General features: G+C 69.8%; 12 protein-coding genes. 4 read left to right on the forward strand and 8 right to left on the reverse strand.

From position 1 onward, the window contains the following. Positions 1 to 67: 67 nt before the first annotated feature. The gene (locus JIX56_RS32280; RefSeq protein WP_257545762.1) at positions 68 to 775 is read left to right on the forward strand and encodes a cyclase family protein; all 708 of its coding nucleotides are present in this window, start codon (positions 68 to 70) and stop codon (positions 773 to 775) included. After that, on the forward strand, positions 772 to 1,224 hold the full coding sequence (locus JIX56_RS32285) for a GNAT family N-acetyltransferase (RefSeq protein WP_257545764.1): 453 nt from the start codon (positions 772 to 774) through the stop codon (positions 1,222 to 1,224). The genes JIX56_RS32280 and JIX56_RS32285 overlap by 4 nt, the downstream gene beginning before the upstream one ends. A 49-nt stretch (positions 1,225 to 1,273) precedes the next feature. Here JIX56_RS32285 and kstD read toward each other — a convergent pair whose 3' ends face one another. Beyond that, entirely contained in the window at positions 1,274 to 3,082 is a 1,809-nt protein-coding gene (kstD, locus tag JIX56_RS32290; protein WP_257545766.1) for a 3-oxosteroid 1-dehydrogenase, read from the reverse strand. A 307-nt stretch (positions 3,083 to 3,389) separates the two neighbouring features. Here kstD and JIX56_RS32295 point away from each other — a divergent pair, with 307 nt between their 5' ends. Then, entirely contained in the window at positions 3,390 to 4,301 is a 912-nt protein-coding gene (locus JIX56_RS32295) for an alpha/beta fold hydrolase (RefSeq protein WP_257545768.1), read from the forward strand. A 70-nt stretch (positions 4,302 to 4,371) separates the two neighbouring features. On the opposite strand, the gene fxsT is transcribed toward JIX56_RS32295, so the two are convergent. From fxsT to JIX56_RS32320, 5 genes are all read right to left on the reverse strand, one after another. Continuing rightward, positions 4,372 to 8,313 (reverse strand): FxSxx-COOH system tetratricopeptide repeat protein, encoded by a 3,942-nt coding sequence (gene fxsT / locus JIX56_RS32300; protein WP_257545770.1) that lies wholly within the window; start codon positions 8,311 to 8,313, stop codon positions 4,372 to 4,374. After that, positions 8,310 to 9,644 (reverse strand): TIR-like protein FxsC, encoded by a 1,335-nt coding sequence (locus tag JIX56_RS32305; protein WP_257545772.1) that lies wholly within the window; start codon positions 9,642 to 9,644, stop codon positions 8,310 to 8,312. The genes fxsT and JIX56_RS32305 overlap by 4 nt, the downstream gene beginning before the upstream one ends. A gap of 34 nt (positions 9,645 to 9,678) precedes the next feature. Continuing rightward, a complete protein-coding gene (locus JIX56_RS32310) occupies positions 9,679 to 10,452 on the reverse strand; it encodes an aminoglycoside N(3)-acetyltransferase (RefSeq protein WP_257545774.1) in 774 nt (257 codons plus the stop codon). Continuing rightward, complete coding sequence (fxsBH, locus tag JIX56_RS32315; protein ID WP_257551253.1) at positions 10,445 to 12,598, reverse strand: radical SAM/SPASM protein FxsBH, inactivated beta-hydroxylase extension form; 2,154 nt, start codon at positions 12,596 to 12,598, stop codon at positions 10,445 to 10,447. The genes JIX56_RS32310 and fxsBH overlap by 8 nt, the downstream gene beginning before the upstream one ends. A 482-nt stretch (positions 12,599 to 13,080) precedes the next feature. After that, positions 13,081 to 13,266, reverse strand: a complete 186-nt coding sequence (locus tag JIX56_RS32320; protein ID WP_257545776.1) for a hypothetical protein — start codon at positions 13,264 to 13,266, stop codon at positions 13,081 to 13,083. Positions 13,267 to 13,581: 315 nt separating this feature from the next. On the opposite strand from JIX56_RS32320, the gene JIX56_RS32325 reads away from it, so the two are divergent. Further along, complete coding sequence (locus JIX56_RS32325; protein ID WP_257545778.1) at positions 13,582 to 14,496, forward strand: DUF4231 domain-containing protein; 915 nt, start codon at positions 13,582 to 13,584, stop codon at positions 14,494 to 14,496. A 23-nt stretch (positions 14,497 to 14,519) separates the two neighbouring features. Here the strand turns inward: JIX56_RS32325 and JIX56_RS32330 are convergent, their stop codons facing one another. Together JIX56_RS32330 and JIX56_RS32335 are read right to left on the reverse strand one after the other, a co-directional pair. Beyond that, the gene (locus tag JIX56_RS32330; RefSeq protein WP_257545780.1) at positions 14,520 to 14,996 is read right to left on the reverse strand and encodes a hypothetical protein; all 477 of its coding nucleotides are present in this window, start codon (positions 14,994 to 14,996) and stop codon (positions 14,520 to 14,522) included. A 273-nt stretch (positions 14,997 to 15,269) separates the two neighbouring features. Continuing rightward, a complete protein-coding gene (locus tag JIX56_RS32335; RefSeq protein WP_257551255.1) occupies positions 15,270 to 16,307 on the reverse strand; it encodes a rod shape-determining protein in 1,038 nt (345 codons plus the stop codon). Positions 16,308 to 16,413 lie beyond the last annotated feature (106 nt).

The following is a 16,413-nucleotide window of genomic DNA, read 5'->3' on the forward strand; positions in this document are numbered from 1 at the left end:
GGATGCCGCGATGCCGCTTCAGTGAATCTTGCTTGTGGTGAAGTGACACCGCATGGAGGATCGGGGCATGAACGCGCACGCGGTCGTCGATCTCAGCCACCGCATCCGGCACGGAATGATCACCTACCCCGGACTTCCCGGGCCCGAGATCGGCGAGCACCTCTCCCGGGACGCCTCGCGGGAGATCTACGCGCCCGGCACCGAGTTCGCCATCGGCCGTATCTCGATGGTGTCCAACACCGGCACCTACCTCGACAGCCCCTACCACCGCTTCGGCGGCGGACACGACCTCGCCGCGCTGCCGATCGACAGGTTCACCGACCTCGACGGCATCGTCGTACGCGTTCAGGACACCGGGCGCCGGGCCGTGGACCGCGAGGCGCTGCTGCCGTACGACGTCACGGGGCGGGCCGTGCTGATCCACACCGGCTGGGACCGGCACTGGGGGACGGACCAGTACGGCGAGGGCCACCCCTACCTGACCGCCGACGCCGTCGCCCGGCTCGTCGAGCAGGGCGCCGCCCTCGTCGGCATGGACACCCTCAACATCGACGACACCGACGACGGCACCCGTCCCGCCCACACGGGCCTCCTGGCCGCCGGCATCCCCGTCGTGGAACACCTGCGCGGCCTGGAGCAACTGCCCCCGCAGGGCTTCCGCTTCCACGCCGCGCCACCGGCCGTCGAGGGCATGGGCACGTTCCCGGTACGGGCGTACGCGCTGCTCGACGGCGACGATGACATGGCGGGGAGCGCTCCCGGGGGTGACGCGTGACCGACCTCGTCATCAGGCGCGTGGACGGTGCGGCCGGCGACGAGGAACTCGAAGCCTGGCGGTACGTCCACAACACGATCATCCCGACGCACCTGCTCTCCCTCGACGACGTCCGGGAGCGCGCCGTACGCCACCACCTGGAACTCGCCCACGTCGACGGCGTCCTCGTCGGCAACTCCACGGTCCGTCCGCCCGAGGGGGACACCGCCACGGCCACGGTGATCGCGCGGGTGCTCGCCGAACACCGGCGGCGGGGGTTCGGCGAGCAGGTGTACGAGCGGGCGCTGCGGCGGGCGCGGGAACTGGGCGCCCGGGTGATCGAGACCTGCGTACTGGAATCGAACGGGGACGGACTGCGGTTCGCGCTCACGCACGGCTTCGTGGAGACCGAGCGCTATCTGCTGGACGGCGACACGGTTCCATGGATCGACCTACGCCACCTGGGCTGACCTACGACGTACGGGCTGACCCACGCCACCTGGGCTGACCTACGACACCTCAGCTGACCTGCAGCTTTCCCGCGATGTCCAGCGCCGCCACGTAGCCGAACGTCATCGCGGGGCCGATCGTCGACCCGGCGCCCGCGTAACTGCGGCCCATCACGGCGGCGCTGGCGTTGCCCGCCGCGTACAGGCCGGGGATGACCGAGCCGTCCGGGCGGAGGACGCGGGCGCGGGCGTCGGTGAGGAGGCCGCCCTTGGTGCCGAGGTCGCCGGGGACGATCCGGAGGGCGTAGAACGGCGGTAGCCACAAAGGTGCCAGGCAGGAGTTGGGCTGGACCGACGGGTCCGTGTAGTAGTGGTCGTACGCGCTGTCGCCGCGCCCGAAGTCGGGGTCGTCCCCTTGCCGGGCAAGGGAGTTGAAGCGGTCGACGGTGGCGCGCAGGGCGGCGGCCGGGACACCGATGGCCGTGGCGAGCGCGTCCAGGGTCCACGCCTTGTGGACGGCCCCGGCGTCGTACCACTCGTCGGGGAACGGGAACGTCGGCGCGATGTCCTTGAAGAGGTACCGGTTGCGGTAGTTCTGGTCGACGATCAGCCAGGCCGGGATGTGCCCGGCGGACGGGGTGTCCCGCTCGTACATCGTGTGGACGACATCGCTGTACGGCGCCGCCTCGTTGACGAACCGCGCACCGGCCGCGTTGACCAACAGCCCGCCGGGCAGCGTGCGTTCGGCGAGACAGAACCACGGCTGGCCGGGGGTGGGAATGGTCGGCCCCCACCAGGCGTCGTCCATCAGGTCCACATCGGCGCCCGCCCGTTGCCCGGCGCGAATCCCGTCCCCCGTGTTCTCCTTCGCGCCGACGGTCCACTGCGTCCCGATGGGCTGCTCCTGGTATTGCGCCCGCATGGCCGCGTTGTGCTCGAAGCCGCCGGAGCCGACGATCACGCCACGGCGGGCGCGGACGAGTCCGGGGGAGCCGTTCCGGGTGACGACCGCTCCCGTCACCGTTCCGTTCTCCAGGTGCAGGTCCGTCAAAGGGGAGTTGAGCCACACCGGCACGCCGGCGCCGAGCAGCCCGGCCCGCAGTCCGCCCGCCAGTGCCTGCCCCATGGTGAGCGGCTTCTGCCCGAGCAGCGCCGCCCGCGTGCCCCGCGCGAGACACTCCGTGGCGACGGCCAGCCCCTTCGCGCTCACCGCGGTCAGCGCCAGCCACTTGTAGTCGGCGCTGAACACCACCATCCCGGCCGGCACGGCGAGATACGCCGGATTGAGCCGCGCCAGCTCATCGCCCAGCACGTTCCCGTCGAACTGGTCCGGCTCGATGGACCGCCCGCCCGGCAGCCCGCCCGGCAGCTCCGGGTAGTAGTCGCTGTACCCCTCCATCCACCGGAACCGCAACGGACTGTTCGCCATGACGAACGACAGCATGGCGGGCCCGTGGTCGAGGAAGGCCTTCTGCCGGTCGGCGGGAACGGCGTCCCCGACGACGGCCGCGAGATACCGCTCCGCCTTGGCCGGGGTGTCCGGCACCCCGGCCGCCTTGATCACGCTGTTGTTCGGCAGCCAGATCCCCGCCCCCGAGCGTGCGGCGGACCCCCCGAACGTCCCCGCCTTCTCCACGACGACACAGCTCAGCCCCTGTTTGGCCGCCGTGAGCGCGGCGGTCATCCCGGCGGCCCCGGAGCCGATGACGACGACGTCGTAGGTGCCGAGCAGGGGTGGGGCGGCGGCCGCGGCCGTTCCCGCGAGCCCACCGCTCGTCGCGAGGACGGCACCCGCACCGGCGGCCGTGCCGAGCACCCGCCGGCGCGAAGGCCCCGCCGGTGCCGCCGTACGTCTCTCAGGATCCGCGCTCTTGGACATGCAGGACGCTCCAGCCTCGCGAAGGGATGGGTGGCCGTGCCGTTCCCCCGGGAGGCGCATGGGGCGGCCGCGTCCCGGACGTGGTGCGGAGCATCGAATCTGACGTGAAGGGATCGTGAAGTCAAGGCATGTGTAGGCCCCCGCCCGCCTCGCCACCCGTATCGGCCCAGCCGATGCCGCTCATGTTCTTCCCCCCCGTCATTGACCCTGAGCTAGGTTGGCATCAATACGTGCCGTTGCCTGGACGCACGGGACGAGTTCCGGCAGCGTGGTTCCGGTCCGTGGGGCCAGGAAGAGGGGAAACGCAGTGCAGGACCTGGTGCCGACGCTGGACCGCGTCCGGACGTCGGACGGGCGGCTGTTGCGCGTCGAGTGGTCGGGGGACCCGCGCGGGCATCCGGTCTTCCTGCTGCACGGTATGCCCGGCAGCAGGGTCGGTCCCCGTCCGCGCCCCATGTTCCTCTACCAGCGTGGCGTCCTGCTGATCAGTTACGACCGCCCGGGGTACGGGGGCTCCGACCGTATGCCCGGCCGCCGGGTCGTGGACGTCGCGGAGGACGTGGCCGCGGTCGCCGACGCCTTGGGCCTCGACCGTTTCGCGGTGGTGGGCCGCTCCGCCGGTGCTCCGCACGCGCTTGCCTGTGCGGCCCTGATGCCCAGCCGGGTGACCCGGGCGGCCGCCCTCGTGCCCCTCGCGCCGCCGGACGCCGAGGGGCTCGACTGGTTCGCGGGAATGTCTCCTTCCAACGTCGACGAGTTCCGCACCGCGGTCACCGACCCCGAGCGTTTCGTCGCGCGGCTCATCCCGCGTTCCCACGCGATCCGCTCCGACCCCGCCAGATTGCTGGAGGAACTCCGGCAGGACCTGACCGACGACGACCGCAAGATCGTCTCCGACAACGGCATCCGCTCGATGCTGATGCGAAACTACCTCGAGGCGCTGCGGGCTTCACCGTACGGCTGGATCGATGACGCGCTCGCCCTGACCGGGCCGTGGGGGTTCGATCCGGCCCACATCCCGGTGCCGGTGATGTTGTGGCACGGCGGCAAGGACGTCTTCTCCCCGTCCGCGCACTCGTCGTGGCTCGCGGAGCGGATTCCGAAGGCCACTACGGTCTTCGAACCGAGGGCGGCGCACTTCGGGGCCTTGCGGGTGTTGCCCGACGTGCTGAACTGGCTGCTGGACGACATGGCGCTGTCCGACACCTCGACCGCCTGATCCTCGATCCCTGAATCCCCCTCAAGGCGTCGTACGCCGACGGAGGACGCCACCCTGACCCCCGAGGAGGTCATACCGCCAGTGGCTCCAGATCCCGGTATACGCGCCGTTCCTGAATCACCAGCCGGGTGATCCCGTTGTCGCTTCCCAGCAGGTTCCCCTGCCGGTTCAGTTCGGCCAGCGTCTCCTTGCGCAGTCGCTCCGCCTCCTCGGCACGTCCGAGGGAGCGCAGTGTGAGCGCCGAGTTGCTGACTACCGCGAGTGTCTCGGGATGGTGGGCACCGAGGACGGTTCGCAGGGCGTCGCGAGCCGGTTCCTCCAAGGCCCAGGCTTCCTCCAAACGGCCTTGCTCGGCGAGCACGTTGGCGTAGTTGGCGAGGCAGAAGAGAGTATGAGGGTGCTGCATGCCGAGCATGTCGCCCATGAGCCGGATCACTCGCTGGAATGTCACCCCGGCCTCTTCGTCATCGCAACTCCATTGATAGATACCGACGTTGTTGAGTGCTGCGAGAGTGTACGGATGCCGCTCACCCGGAGCCTTCATGTACTCGGCCAGTGCCATCCGGGCCACCCGCTGGGCCTCGTCCCGTTCATCGGCGGCATACAGATCCGCCGCCCAGTTCAGGTCACAGGCGAGCGAGTCGGGAGTCGGCGCGTCGTACTGGATCCGGTACTGGGCCTGGGTCGCCTTGGTCAGCCGGTGCCCGTCCTCGAACTGACCCGCCCGGCGCAGCGACACCGCCAGCGCTTTGGCGCAGCTGAGCGTGCCGGGGTAGTCCTTGCCCAGAGCGCTCTTGTGGGCATCGTAGGCCCTGGACAGAAGCGACACCGACTCTGTGTAACGACCGACTTCGCGAAGGTCGCGGCCGAGACTTGAGGCTGACGCCAGGGTGTAGGGGTGCTCGGGGCCGAAGACCTCCATACGGCGGTCATAGGTGTTCTGGTCGATTTCACGGGCTCTGTGATGGTTGCCGACCATGCGCAGCGCCAGAGCGAGGTTGTTCGCCGCACTCAGCGTTCGCGGGTGCGACTCGTGGAAGATCTGGCCGAACCCCTCATGGGCTTCCGCGGCCACGGTGACCGCCAGCTGGTACTCGCCCAGGGCCGCGAGGTCGCTGGAGAGGCCGGAGGCCGTGATGTAGGCGTGCGGATGCGTCCTGCCCAGGACGCGGCGCTGACGGTCCAGCAGATCCTCGTCGATTTCCTTTGCCTCGACGTAACGGCCTTGAGAGCGCAGCACGTTGGCGAGCTGACAGCGCAGATACATGTACTGCCTGTGGTCCTCGCCGAGGAGGGGTTTCCAGTGTTCCAGCAACTCGTTCGCGTGCCGCGCCGCGGCGGTGAAGCTGCCGCGCTTCCACAGGTACCGAACCTGGTCGATGAGCAGACGGCGTGGCTCGGCAAGGTCGCAGTCGCGGATGCCCGAGGGGCGCAGATGGGGCCAGATGACCTCGAAACGCGGCCATGTCGCGGGATCGTCGGAGGGCTCGTCGCCGTCCGGCCGGGCACCGGCGAGAATGGTGTGGACGACATGCCGGGCGGTCCGCTGCTCGTTCTCGGTGAGCTGGGCACGGATCACGGCCTGCACCAGCCGGTGGATCTGGATGCTGTTGCCGGCCTGGTCGATCTTGGCGAGCGCGAACCGGGCGATCTCGCGGATGACCCGGCCCAGCATCAGGCTTTCCTGGAGGCTCGCGTCCACCTGGCGTAGTTCGTCGAGTAGTTCCTTGCTGTAAAGGAGGTGCGAGGAGATCGGTTCCGGTGCCATGAACGCGCACAACTGCAACAACCGTACCGAGGCGGGCGAGCGCTCCTTCAGCCTGGCGATGGAGATGTTCCAGGTCGCGGCCACGGTCTCCGGATAGTCGACGGGCTGGTTGAGGTCGAGTACGTGGGTGGTCTGCTCGGCCAGCAGCCTCAGGTATTCCTCGATGGGCGTGGCCGTCTCGGCGAGCCAGGCCGCCGCCACCTCCACCGCGAGCGGCAGGTCGCCCACCGCGTCCGCCACCCGTCCGGCGTCCTCGGTAGTCAGCCCGGGTGCGCGGCGCGAGAGGTGCTCGACACTCTCCTGGCGCTGGAACACATCCACGGGCAGCGAAGAGGCCTGCTGCGCCCAGGCCTGGTTGCGGGAGGTGATCAGGATGTGGCCGCCGCCCCTACGGGGGAAGAAGCGTTGCAGCTCCGTGGGGTCGTCGGCGTTGTCGAAGACGAGGATCCAGCGTTGCGTCGGCACGCCGCGTGCCAGCATGTGCACGGTCTCCTGACTGACCAGTGCCATGTCGTCGCCGCCGGGTGCACCGATCAGGGAACCGAGTGCGGCCAGGGAGGAGACGACGTTGTCGACATGCTCCGCGGAGATCCACCACACGAGTTCGTAGTCGGCCATGAACCGGTGTACGTACTCCAGCGCGACCTGTGTCTTGCCGACACCGCCCAGCCCGAACAGTGCCTGGGGCTGCGGTAACACGACGGACATGCCGCTGCGGAGCTGGTCACGCAGTTGGTCGAGAACGGAATTCCGGCCGGTGAACGTGGCGTTGCGCTGAGGCGCTTCGAACACGTTCGGTGTGCTCTCCGGGAATCGAGGGCCCGCCGCACCGGTCGCCAACGTCTCCGGCCGCAGGCCCAGGGAACGGTACAGGGTGGTCACAGCCTGTGCCTCGTCGAGCCGGTGGAGGTTCACCAACGGGTGACCGCGATAGCTGTCGAGCAGCCGCACTTCGTCGACGAGGAGCGGGACCACATCGGTGGATGGCGTGTGCGCGGTGGTGCCGGTGAGGGAGCGCCAGGCCGTGAGTGCGTGCCGGGCCTTCTGGAAGGCGCTCGACAGCAGCACGATCGGACGGGTCTTCGGGCTCGGCTGCTTCGGCGGGCCGGTGGACACGTCGTGCAGGCTCACGTCGCAGCCAGGACGCTTGAGGACTGCCTCCAGCCATTCGGCCCACATGCGATTCTCCGCCGTGTACACGATCAGTACGCTCGGCAGCGTGGTTTCGGGCCGCCGTCGGGTGAAGGCCTCCACACACTGCAGCCGCACCTGTTCGGAGATCGGCGGCAACTGGGTGACCTCGCCGTCGGTGATCACCCCGGTGAGCCGCTCGAAGGCGGACAGCAGGGAGTTCGTGATGCCGCTGGGATCGCCGACGGTCGCCAGGGTCTCCTCGTACGCGTAGTACGGGCGGTACGGGATTTCGACCTTGCCCCAGTACGCGTTCAGCTCCTCGGCGCTGAGTGGTTGCCCGCCAGCCCCCTTGGGCAGCCCCTCGAACTTCAGGCGGGCCAGCGCCCGCCCTGCGTCGACCTTCTCCTTTTCGCCCTCGTCGACGCGCATCGGTACCGGCAGTACCCGGATCCGTCGTTTGCGGTAGCCGTCGGCCAGGCTCTCGGCCACGGCTGCCGCACCGTCCAGTGCCTGGCTACTGAGTGTGAAGCAGTCGACGAGGATGTCGGGCATCTGGATGGTGCAGATATCCGCGTTGTCCGACAGGCCGGTGCGGCTGTCGATGAGTACGTAGTCGTACGAGGCCCTCATGTCGTCGCGCAGTGCGTCGAGGAACAGGCCGCCACCCAGCCGTTCGTAGAAGTTGTCCCACTCGAAGGACGACACCGTCGCCGAGTACTCGCGGTTCTGCCGCCCCGCGGACAGGAAGTCGAGGGAGCCGCCGTCGGGGAAGGGCAGACCGAGGCGCTCGGGCGCCAGCGAGACGGCGTGCGGCTCGACGCGCGCGAGGTCCACATGCCAGGGGCCGGAACGGGGGCCGCCCGTGGTCGCGGCCCAGCAGTACTCCGTGATGATGTCGATCACGCCGGTGGTCGCCGCGAGCGCGTTGGGATCGAGGAACGGATGGAAGAACCGGTGCAGGCCCGGTGCCTCCAGATCCCAGTCGACGGTCAGGACCCGCTTGCCGTTGGCCGCGAGGATCCACGCCGTGTTGGCCAGGGCCATCGTGCGGCCCGTGCCGCCCTTGTACGAGTAGAAGGTGATGATGCGCCCGCCCTGCCGCGTCGTCATGCTTCTCCTCCTGTGTCGATTTCCGCGCCGCGGTCCGATGGATGGATCGGGCCCGTGAGACGGGGCCGGGGCACCTGAGGACCCTCGGGCGGATACGCCCGGGCATATCTGAGGTACTGCCGGGTCGTGTGGGCCACGACAGTGGGGAGCACATCGGTGAACGCCTTCAGCGTGGGGACGCCGTTGACGGCTATCCGGCCGGCGAACCGGCGGCCCCGCTCCAGGATCAGCGGCATGGTGCGTTCGAGGTCCGCCGCGAGTTGTCGGCCCTCCTCGGTGTGGCACTGCAGATCGGCGCGGTTCCACGGGACGACCGCGCTGATCCAGGGATCGGCGCTCGCGTCGAACGCCTTGAGCCTGCGCCGCCGTTCTTCGTCGGAGATCGCCCACCGGTCGATCAGCAGGATCTCCGGATGACTCGGCGGCGACTTCTCGTCGGCGAGGCGGTCCGAGTCGTGTGCGCCGGCATCGTCCGTGCCCATGTGTTCGTCGTCGAAGTTGGACACCGTGATCCGGTAGTCCAGCGATCTGATCAGTTCCTCCGCGAGGGCGGGCAGCGGGCGGGCCGACTCACCGTGATAGGGGTTCCAGTCCTGGGCGTCGTAGCCGTACGGGCCGCTGTCCCGGTGCTCCGGCTTGCTGTCCAGGGTGGGCGCCGCCACCGTCAGATGGATACGCCGAGGGCCCTCGCCCCGCGGCCTGAACGCGCTGGGCGTCGACTCGTACGGGCGGGGACGGCCCGACGGCAGCGGCGTTTCGTGGGCGACCCGCACGATGCGCTGGGCGAGGGCCAGCACGGCCTCGTCGTATTCGTCCCTCAGTCGGGTGAGCTTGATCAGGCCATAGAGCCCGTAGTCCAGGTAGCGGCTGCCGAATGAGGAGTGCTCGACGCGTACATGCCGTACGGAGTCGGGGAGCTGGCTGAGATCCACATGGGTCCACAGGGCCGGCACGATGGCGGGCAGGTCCGCGGCGCCGGTCGTCGCCCTGGCGTACACGATCCGTTCGTTGAACGCGAACCACTCCCGGCCGCACATCTCACTGGTGAAGTAGCGCGGCGAGAACAACGGCACGAACACCCGGCAGGTTGCCAGGTTCTCGCTCAGCCTGTCCGGCCACCCCTCCCCTGAGCGCATCTCCCGGTCCATGAAACCGGCGGGCGCGCCCGCGGGCAGGTCGGTGAGCATCATGACGTGCTCGCACAGATCCCGGAAGAGCACGTTCACCCAGTGGTCCGGGTCGCCGCCGCCCCGGCCCCAGGACGGCGTGTGGGCATAGCTCAGAAAGAAGTAGGGCCTCTCGTCGACCGGGCCCCGTCTCCCCTCAGACATCACCATGTGCCCCCTGCCTGTTGACGCCCCCGTATCACGGCATCCCCTGACGATATCCGGACATCTCGACTCCAACGGCGTTCACAGTGTCTCGCATCCCGAAGAGGAACACTCCCCTTCCCGCGATTTCCCGTTCCGAGAGAAGCGCACGTGGCAGCCGTCTCCCGAGCTCCGCGAAGTCGCTGTCGTCCAGGACGGCGTCCTCGTACGAGATCCAGTGACCCTTGCGGTCCACGACGCAGCGGTATGTCCGGGTCGGTGGCGGGGGTGTCGTCCGGTACTCGGCGAGGTGGAAGGCGGAGCACGACTCGAAGCCCACCCGGAAGAGAAGTACCTGTGCGTCCGCGACGTAGAGGCGGGCCATGGGGGACCGTTCTCCGAGGTGGCAGTGCGGGTCGTGGTCGGCGAGGAGCTCGGCGGCTCTGGGGCCGATCGCGGCGAAGGAGGTCTGGGGATGAGCGCTGCGGACGGCGCCGGGTGTCGTCCGTATGTGTTCGGCGAGTGCGCCCATCGTGGGGCAGGGGGTGGCGTCTGCTTCGAAGGGCGGCATCGCCGCTCGGAACTCGCTCTTCTCCTGTTCGGTCATCCCTTGGGTCAGGCGGTGGTGGGCGGCGGAGGTGTCGGAGTTCTCCGGAGTGAAGGCGGGTACGACGAGTGTGCCGTCGGGGCCCAGGACGTCTCGTAGGGCATCGCTCATGGCGGCGGGAGTCAGCCCGGTGCCGCGGAGGGAGGAGTGCACCATGAGGATGCCGCCGTACTGAATGCCCAACTCCCTCAGGGCGTGCCGAAGTCGGGTGATGTCAGTCATGGAGAGCTGTCCACTCCCTTCTCATTTCGTTGGCCAAGTATGCGCCGCTTTCGGTGAGTTCGGAGGCCGACAGGGCGCTCAGCTCGTCCAGTACGCGCTTCGCTCGTTCCCGTGCCTCGGCGGCTCGGGGTGATGGGGGCGCGGCTTTTCCGATGTGCTCACTGGCCATGTCGAGCAGCCGCCCGGCCCGGTTTCCGGGCACGTTCAGATCGGCGACCTGGCGAAGGGCGGTGAGCCTCGCCCGACGCCCCAGGCGGGGCAGTTCGCGGACGAACTCCTCCTGGCCGAAGTCGACGGCCACGCCGAGTGCGCCGCTGCCTCCGGCGCCGAGCCGTAGGCCGGCTCTGGCGGCGAGCGGGGTGATCGTGGTGGTGGCAGGCGCGTTGATGCCCTGCCGCCAACAGGGATCGCGTCTGTCCAGGAGCGAGTACGCCGCTCGCAGACGCTCGCGGAAGGCGTCCAGGTCGGACGGGCTCAGCGGAGGAGTGGCCGGCGCCGGGTAGCAGTCCCGGTACGGATCGGCGTCGTCGAGCAGGAGCGACGGTCCACTCGTGAGGAGCAGGGATTCCAACGGCCGCCAGTCGGCGCCGTCTTCGTCTTCGCGGGCCCCGGCCCGGCCGGGGTCGGTGCCGCGTATCTGAAAGCCGTCTCCGCTCACCGTGAACTCGACGCGGCCGGGCCGTGACAGCCGTATGGTCCCCAACGTCGGGAGATGCACCACGGGGTCTGACTGGTCCCAGGCCAACGTCACCTCGGCCCGGGCGCGCACCGCGGCAGCCGCGGCCGCCGCCATGAAGCGGGGGAGGTCCATGGGGCCCTGCCGGGAGCGGAGCAGTGACGGACGGAGATAGGGGTGGGAGAGGACCGTGTCGAGGTGACGTGTGGTCGCGTCGTCGGAGTCCAGACGGACCAGGAGTCGCCAGGCCCTGTCCCAATCGGGGTGACCGGTGAGATGTGCGTTCAGGCCTGCCAGCAGGGCACGGTCCAGTTCCAGGTGGGCCAGCCGCAGTGCGTCGGCGTCGGTGACCGCCGGGGCCAGGCCGCGCTCGGTGATCCGCTCCGCGACTCCCTCGATGAACGAGCGCAGGTCCGCGCAGTAGACCGACGGGTTGTCGAAGCCGCGTTCGGCGCTGTACCGGTGGGCGTAGAGGCCTCCACCACAGGACTCGACGACGGGACAGCGCCGGCAGGTCTCGCTCACACCGGCGATGCCGGACTGGCGGGCGCGTACGCCGGGATGCCGGGCGAACTCCTCGAAGCCGTGCCGGAAGACGTCGTAGCCGGTCGCGGGGGCGCCGTCGTACGCGGTCTTGAGTGAGTCGGCCTGCTCGAACGTGCCGTCGGTCTCGATGACCGCGAGGTCGGCCGGCGCGAGGCCCATCGACTCGGTGAGGGAGGGGCCGCCGCGCAGGGTGCTGAGCACCGAGGCGAAGACGCGGACCGGCATGGGGCGTCCCTGCGCCTCCCAGCGGTCGAAGACGCCGAGCAGCCAGTCCGCGTAGGGCGTGGGTGTTCCGACGCGGCCCGGAGGCGGTGCCTCCCAGGTGGCGTGAGGAAGGAGGTAGTCGATCCGGGGCGGAGCGAGGGCGGTCAGGGCGTCGTGCACGGCAACGGGGTCGTTGGCCAGGTCCACGGTGCACAGCAGCCCCTGGAAGAGATGCTCGTATTCCGGGAGACGGAGGAGCTCGAGCCCGCGCAGCACCCGTTCGTAGCTGCTGCGGCCCCGGTGGTCGCGACGGTGGCGGTCGTTCGCGGCACGGTCGCCGTCGAGCGAGATCCCGACCTTGACGTCGAATTCCTTGAGGACATCAAGGCGTTCTCGATCGAGTCGCACGCCGTTGGTCTGGATGCGCAGATCGGGGTCGGTGACCGGGGCCAAGGTCCGCCTGAGTTCCGCGCAGATGCGGCGCAGCCGGGCCGGTCCCACAAGAAGGGGTTCGCCACCGTGCAGGATGACCGTGACGGATGCGAGCTTCTTCCGGACGGCGTACTCGGCCAATCGGCGGGCGGCCTGACGGAGCGTCTCCTCGGCGATGAAGGGGGGTCGTCCCCGCCAGCTCTGGTCCGCGTGTTCGTACACGTAACAGTGGTCGCAGGCCAGGTCGCATCTGCTGTGTATCTTGAGGATCAGTTCCTGGATGGGCATGGCCGTCACTCCCACTCCTCGCAGCCTGCGACTTCGCGAATCGCTGGGGGCTCATGGCCGGGGCCCCGGCCCCCCGGATGGCACAGGAGAGTTCGAGCCGTGGCGCATGCGGGGCTAGAGGGCCGAGTTGAACGTGCCAGACGGGGTGGCGCGGTCTCCGGGGACGTCAGTCACTCGTGCGACGAACCGCCTGACCTTGGCGTCCTGAGGGCCGATCGCCGACAGCCGCGTTGGTGTACCAACGGGCGGCTGAGCAGTGGCCGACCCGTTTGTGGTGTTGCTGTCCGACGGGATCATCTCTATGTGTGTCACCTAGGTTCGAGGCCGGAGCGCAGCTCGCGAGGCGGCGGAGGTCCGGCGCTGGAGTCAGGGAGGTGCAGGACGATGTGCAAGAAGAGCAAGGGCCGCACGGCCATCTTCGCAGTTCCTCGGTGAAGTGGGCAATGCGTACAGCGTCGCTCCGGCCCACCTCGCGCCGAGCGTCAGTTGCCTCGGCCGAGTGCCCTGCGGCCGAGGTCGTAGAGCATGCCGCTCACGGACAACGTGACCAGAGGCCAGGCCACTTCCGGTGGTATGTACCCCGCGCCGATCGCGATCATGAGGCCTGTGCCCCCTCCTGCTGCGGTGACAGTCGTGACGCGGGGGAACGGCGGGATGGGGACAGTCACGCGACGCCATCCATCGCGGGGTGGCGGGTCGGTGTTCGCGGACTCGGGCTCACCGCGCACGCGTTCGGTCCGGATGTTCTTCGCGCGACTCTTCGGGATCTGTCGCGGATGGGAACTGGAGGACAAGGGTCGTCTCCCTCCATATGCTTGACGGTCCAACCTGCCTGGCTCGCAGGGATTTCGCCGCTTTCTATCACGTGGCCACCTGGCCACGCGGCCTTGTGTGCCGGAACGACAAGGGGCGGCCTGGCGTAATCTCTTGATTGACGAGAGCATGACCGTTCCGTTGGCTCCCGGCATCCGTACGAGGTGTGCATGGCTGCGACGCCCGGCCCCAGCACCACGGTGAGTGATCGAGACCTGTCCCCGCTGTTCCGTGTCAGCGATGAGAAGGCGCTGACCCATCAGGGTGAGTCATTCCGGGTGGTCCGTAGGCAGCTGATCGTCCTGCTGCTCGCCACGGCGACCGCCTCGCTGGCCGAACGGGTGGGCAGCCGTTCCCTGTCGGCCGTCGCTGCCGTGTTCTACGCCCTGACGGTCGGGATCGGCCTCTACGCCTCCCGCCGCCGTGCCCGGGCGCAATGGCAGGCCCACCGCGCCGCCGCCGAGGTGGTCAAGTCGCTGGCCTGGCAGTTCATGGTCCACGGCGGGCCGTTCCACTCCCGGCTCGTCAACCCCGAGGCCCTCTTCGCCGAACGCCTGGAGGAACGCCTCAGCGAACTGCGGAAGGTGGGGTGGGAGGACCCGCGCGAGAACCTCACCGAACGCGGGCTCGGGCAGATCACGCCCATGATGCGCACCGTGCGCGCCAAACCCTTCGCCACCAGGCGCGACATCTATCTCCGCGACCGGGTCATGGAACAACTCGCCTGGTACGGCAACAAGGCCGGGCAGGCCCACCGCGCCTCCGTGCGCTGGTCGGGCGTGACGACCTTCCTGACGCTGCTGGCGCTCCTCGCCGCCGTGCTCAGGGCGGCCGGGGTGATCGGCGGCCGCTGGGACCCGACCGGCGTCCTGAGCGCCGCGGCCGCGGCGGGCGTGGCCTGGCAGGAGGTCCGTCGCCACCGGCCGCTGACGTACGCCCACTCGCTCGTCGAACAGGACCTGGACACCCTGCGGGTCGCCATGGGCACCACCGTCACCGAGGACGGGTGGGCCGACGCGGTCGCGGAGGCGGAGCGGCTGGTCTCACCGCAGCACACGGACTGGCTGGTCAGGTTCGGATCGTGAGGCCGCGCCGGGACCGGGGCCGTTCAGGCGCGCCGTACCCCGGGGCTCCACAGCACCGTCACCGGGACGCCCGTGAGGTGCGCGTAGTCGACGATGTCGGCCGTGCCGCCGAGGCCGCGTGCCGGGGCGCCGTCCCAGACGGCGATCATGCGGTCGGCGTGGTCGACGATGTAGCGGCCGGCCGCGTAGTACGCCTCGTCGTGGGTGCGTTCGTACGGCAGTTGCACGCGGGCGGCGCAGCATTTGAGGAGCCGGCGGTAGGAGGCGCGGACCTCGTCGTCGCCGAGGTGGGCCTCGTAGTCCATGCCGGGGATCACGGCGGTCAGCGGGATGCCGCTCTCCAGGGCGATCTCCGCGAACAGCTGGTCGGCGCCGGCGGCGAGGCTGCTGAGGGCCCAGGTGCCGGGCCGGCCCCGTAACTCCGCCCGGATGCCCGAGCGGACGGCGGACAGGGCGGCGTCCGGGATCTCCCGGTGTCCTGTGATACCGATCCGGGTCACGGGCCCTGGCATCCCTGCGCTCACCTCCGTGGCCGCGGTCTTCACAAGTAACCCTAGCGGCGCGGGACTTCGGCGAGAACGACACGTACGGGTGTTCGGTGGGGCGTCGCGGGCTCACAGGGGCGACCGCCATGTGACCGCCGTGGTGCCGGCCGCCCCCGTGTGCTCCGGGGCGCTGCCGTTCGCAGGCATGTTCGCAGGGGAGCGGGTGGCGGTGCTGATGGGGCGGTGGGTCGGCTCGACGTCGTAGGTCAGTCGTAGGTGAGACGTAGGTCAGTCGTCCACCGGGTCCAGGCTGAGGGGCTGGAGACGGCCCTCCAGCATGGCGCCGACGCCGAGGGCGGCGCAGACGTCGGGGCGTTCGGCGATGTGGACCGGCATACCGGTCGCGTGGCGGAGCATCTGGTCGAAGCCGGGGAGGAGGGCGCTGCCGCCGACCATCATGATGCCGCGGTCCGCGAGGTCGGCCACCAGATCGGGCGGGCAGTCGCGCAGCACCTTGCCGATGCCGTCGACCACCGCGGTGAGGGGGGTCTGGATGGCGTCGCGTACGGCCGCGGTGTCCACCTGGACCGAGCGGGCGAGCCCCGTGGCCACGTCCAGGCCGTGGATCTCGGTGGAGGCGGGTCCGTGCGGGGTGAGGCCGTTGCCGGACAGGGCCAGCTGGAGCGGCCGTACGGACTGGCTGGGGAGCGTCAGCTCGTGGCGGAGGCGCAGGTGCTGCACGATCGCGTGGTCGATGGCCTCGCCGCCGACGGGGATACGGACGGCGTTGACGACCGAGCCGAGGGAGAGGACGGCCAGCTCGGTGGCCCCCGCACCACAGACCATGATCATGGTGGCCTCCGGCTGCTCGACGGGCAGACCGCAGCCGACCGCCGCCGCGATGAGCGTGTCGACCAGTTCCACGCGGCGCGCACCGAGGCCCACCAGCGTCTCGATCGTGGCGCGCTGGGCGAGCGGGTCCGCGCCGTGCGGGGTGCAGGCGACCGCGCGCAGGACGGGCTTGCGGCGCAGCGTACGGCGGACCTTGTCGCCCAGCAGCTGGCGCAGCATGCGCTGGGCCATGTCGATGTCGACGACCGTGCCGCTGGCGACCGGCCGGACGACCCGGATGTAGTCGGGCGTACGGCCCGTCATCTTCTCCGCGAACTCCCCGACCGCGATCAGCCCGCCCGTCCGGGTGTTCACGGCGGCCACGCTCGGCTGGTCCACCACCAGGCCCGCGCCCTTCACGTACACCCGGGTCCGCGCGGCCCCCAGGTCGACGCCGAAATGGCAGCGGCGCAGCTGCTCCAGACTGGCGGTCATGGCGGTCATGGGCGGATCCTCCCGAGAGCACGGGCCGTGCGGGCCGCCGACGGTCGGCGGTTCCCTGGTTCCCTTGCATCGTGCGCGGGGCGGGCCGGGGGTGCCT

This window comes from Streptomyces sp. CA-210063, assembly GCF_024612015.1.
In the GTDB taxonomy this organism is placed as follows: Bacteria; Actinomycetota; Actinomycetes; order Streptomycetales; family Streptomycetaceae; genus Streptomyces.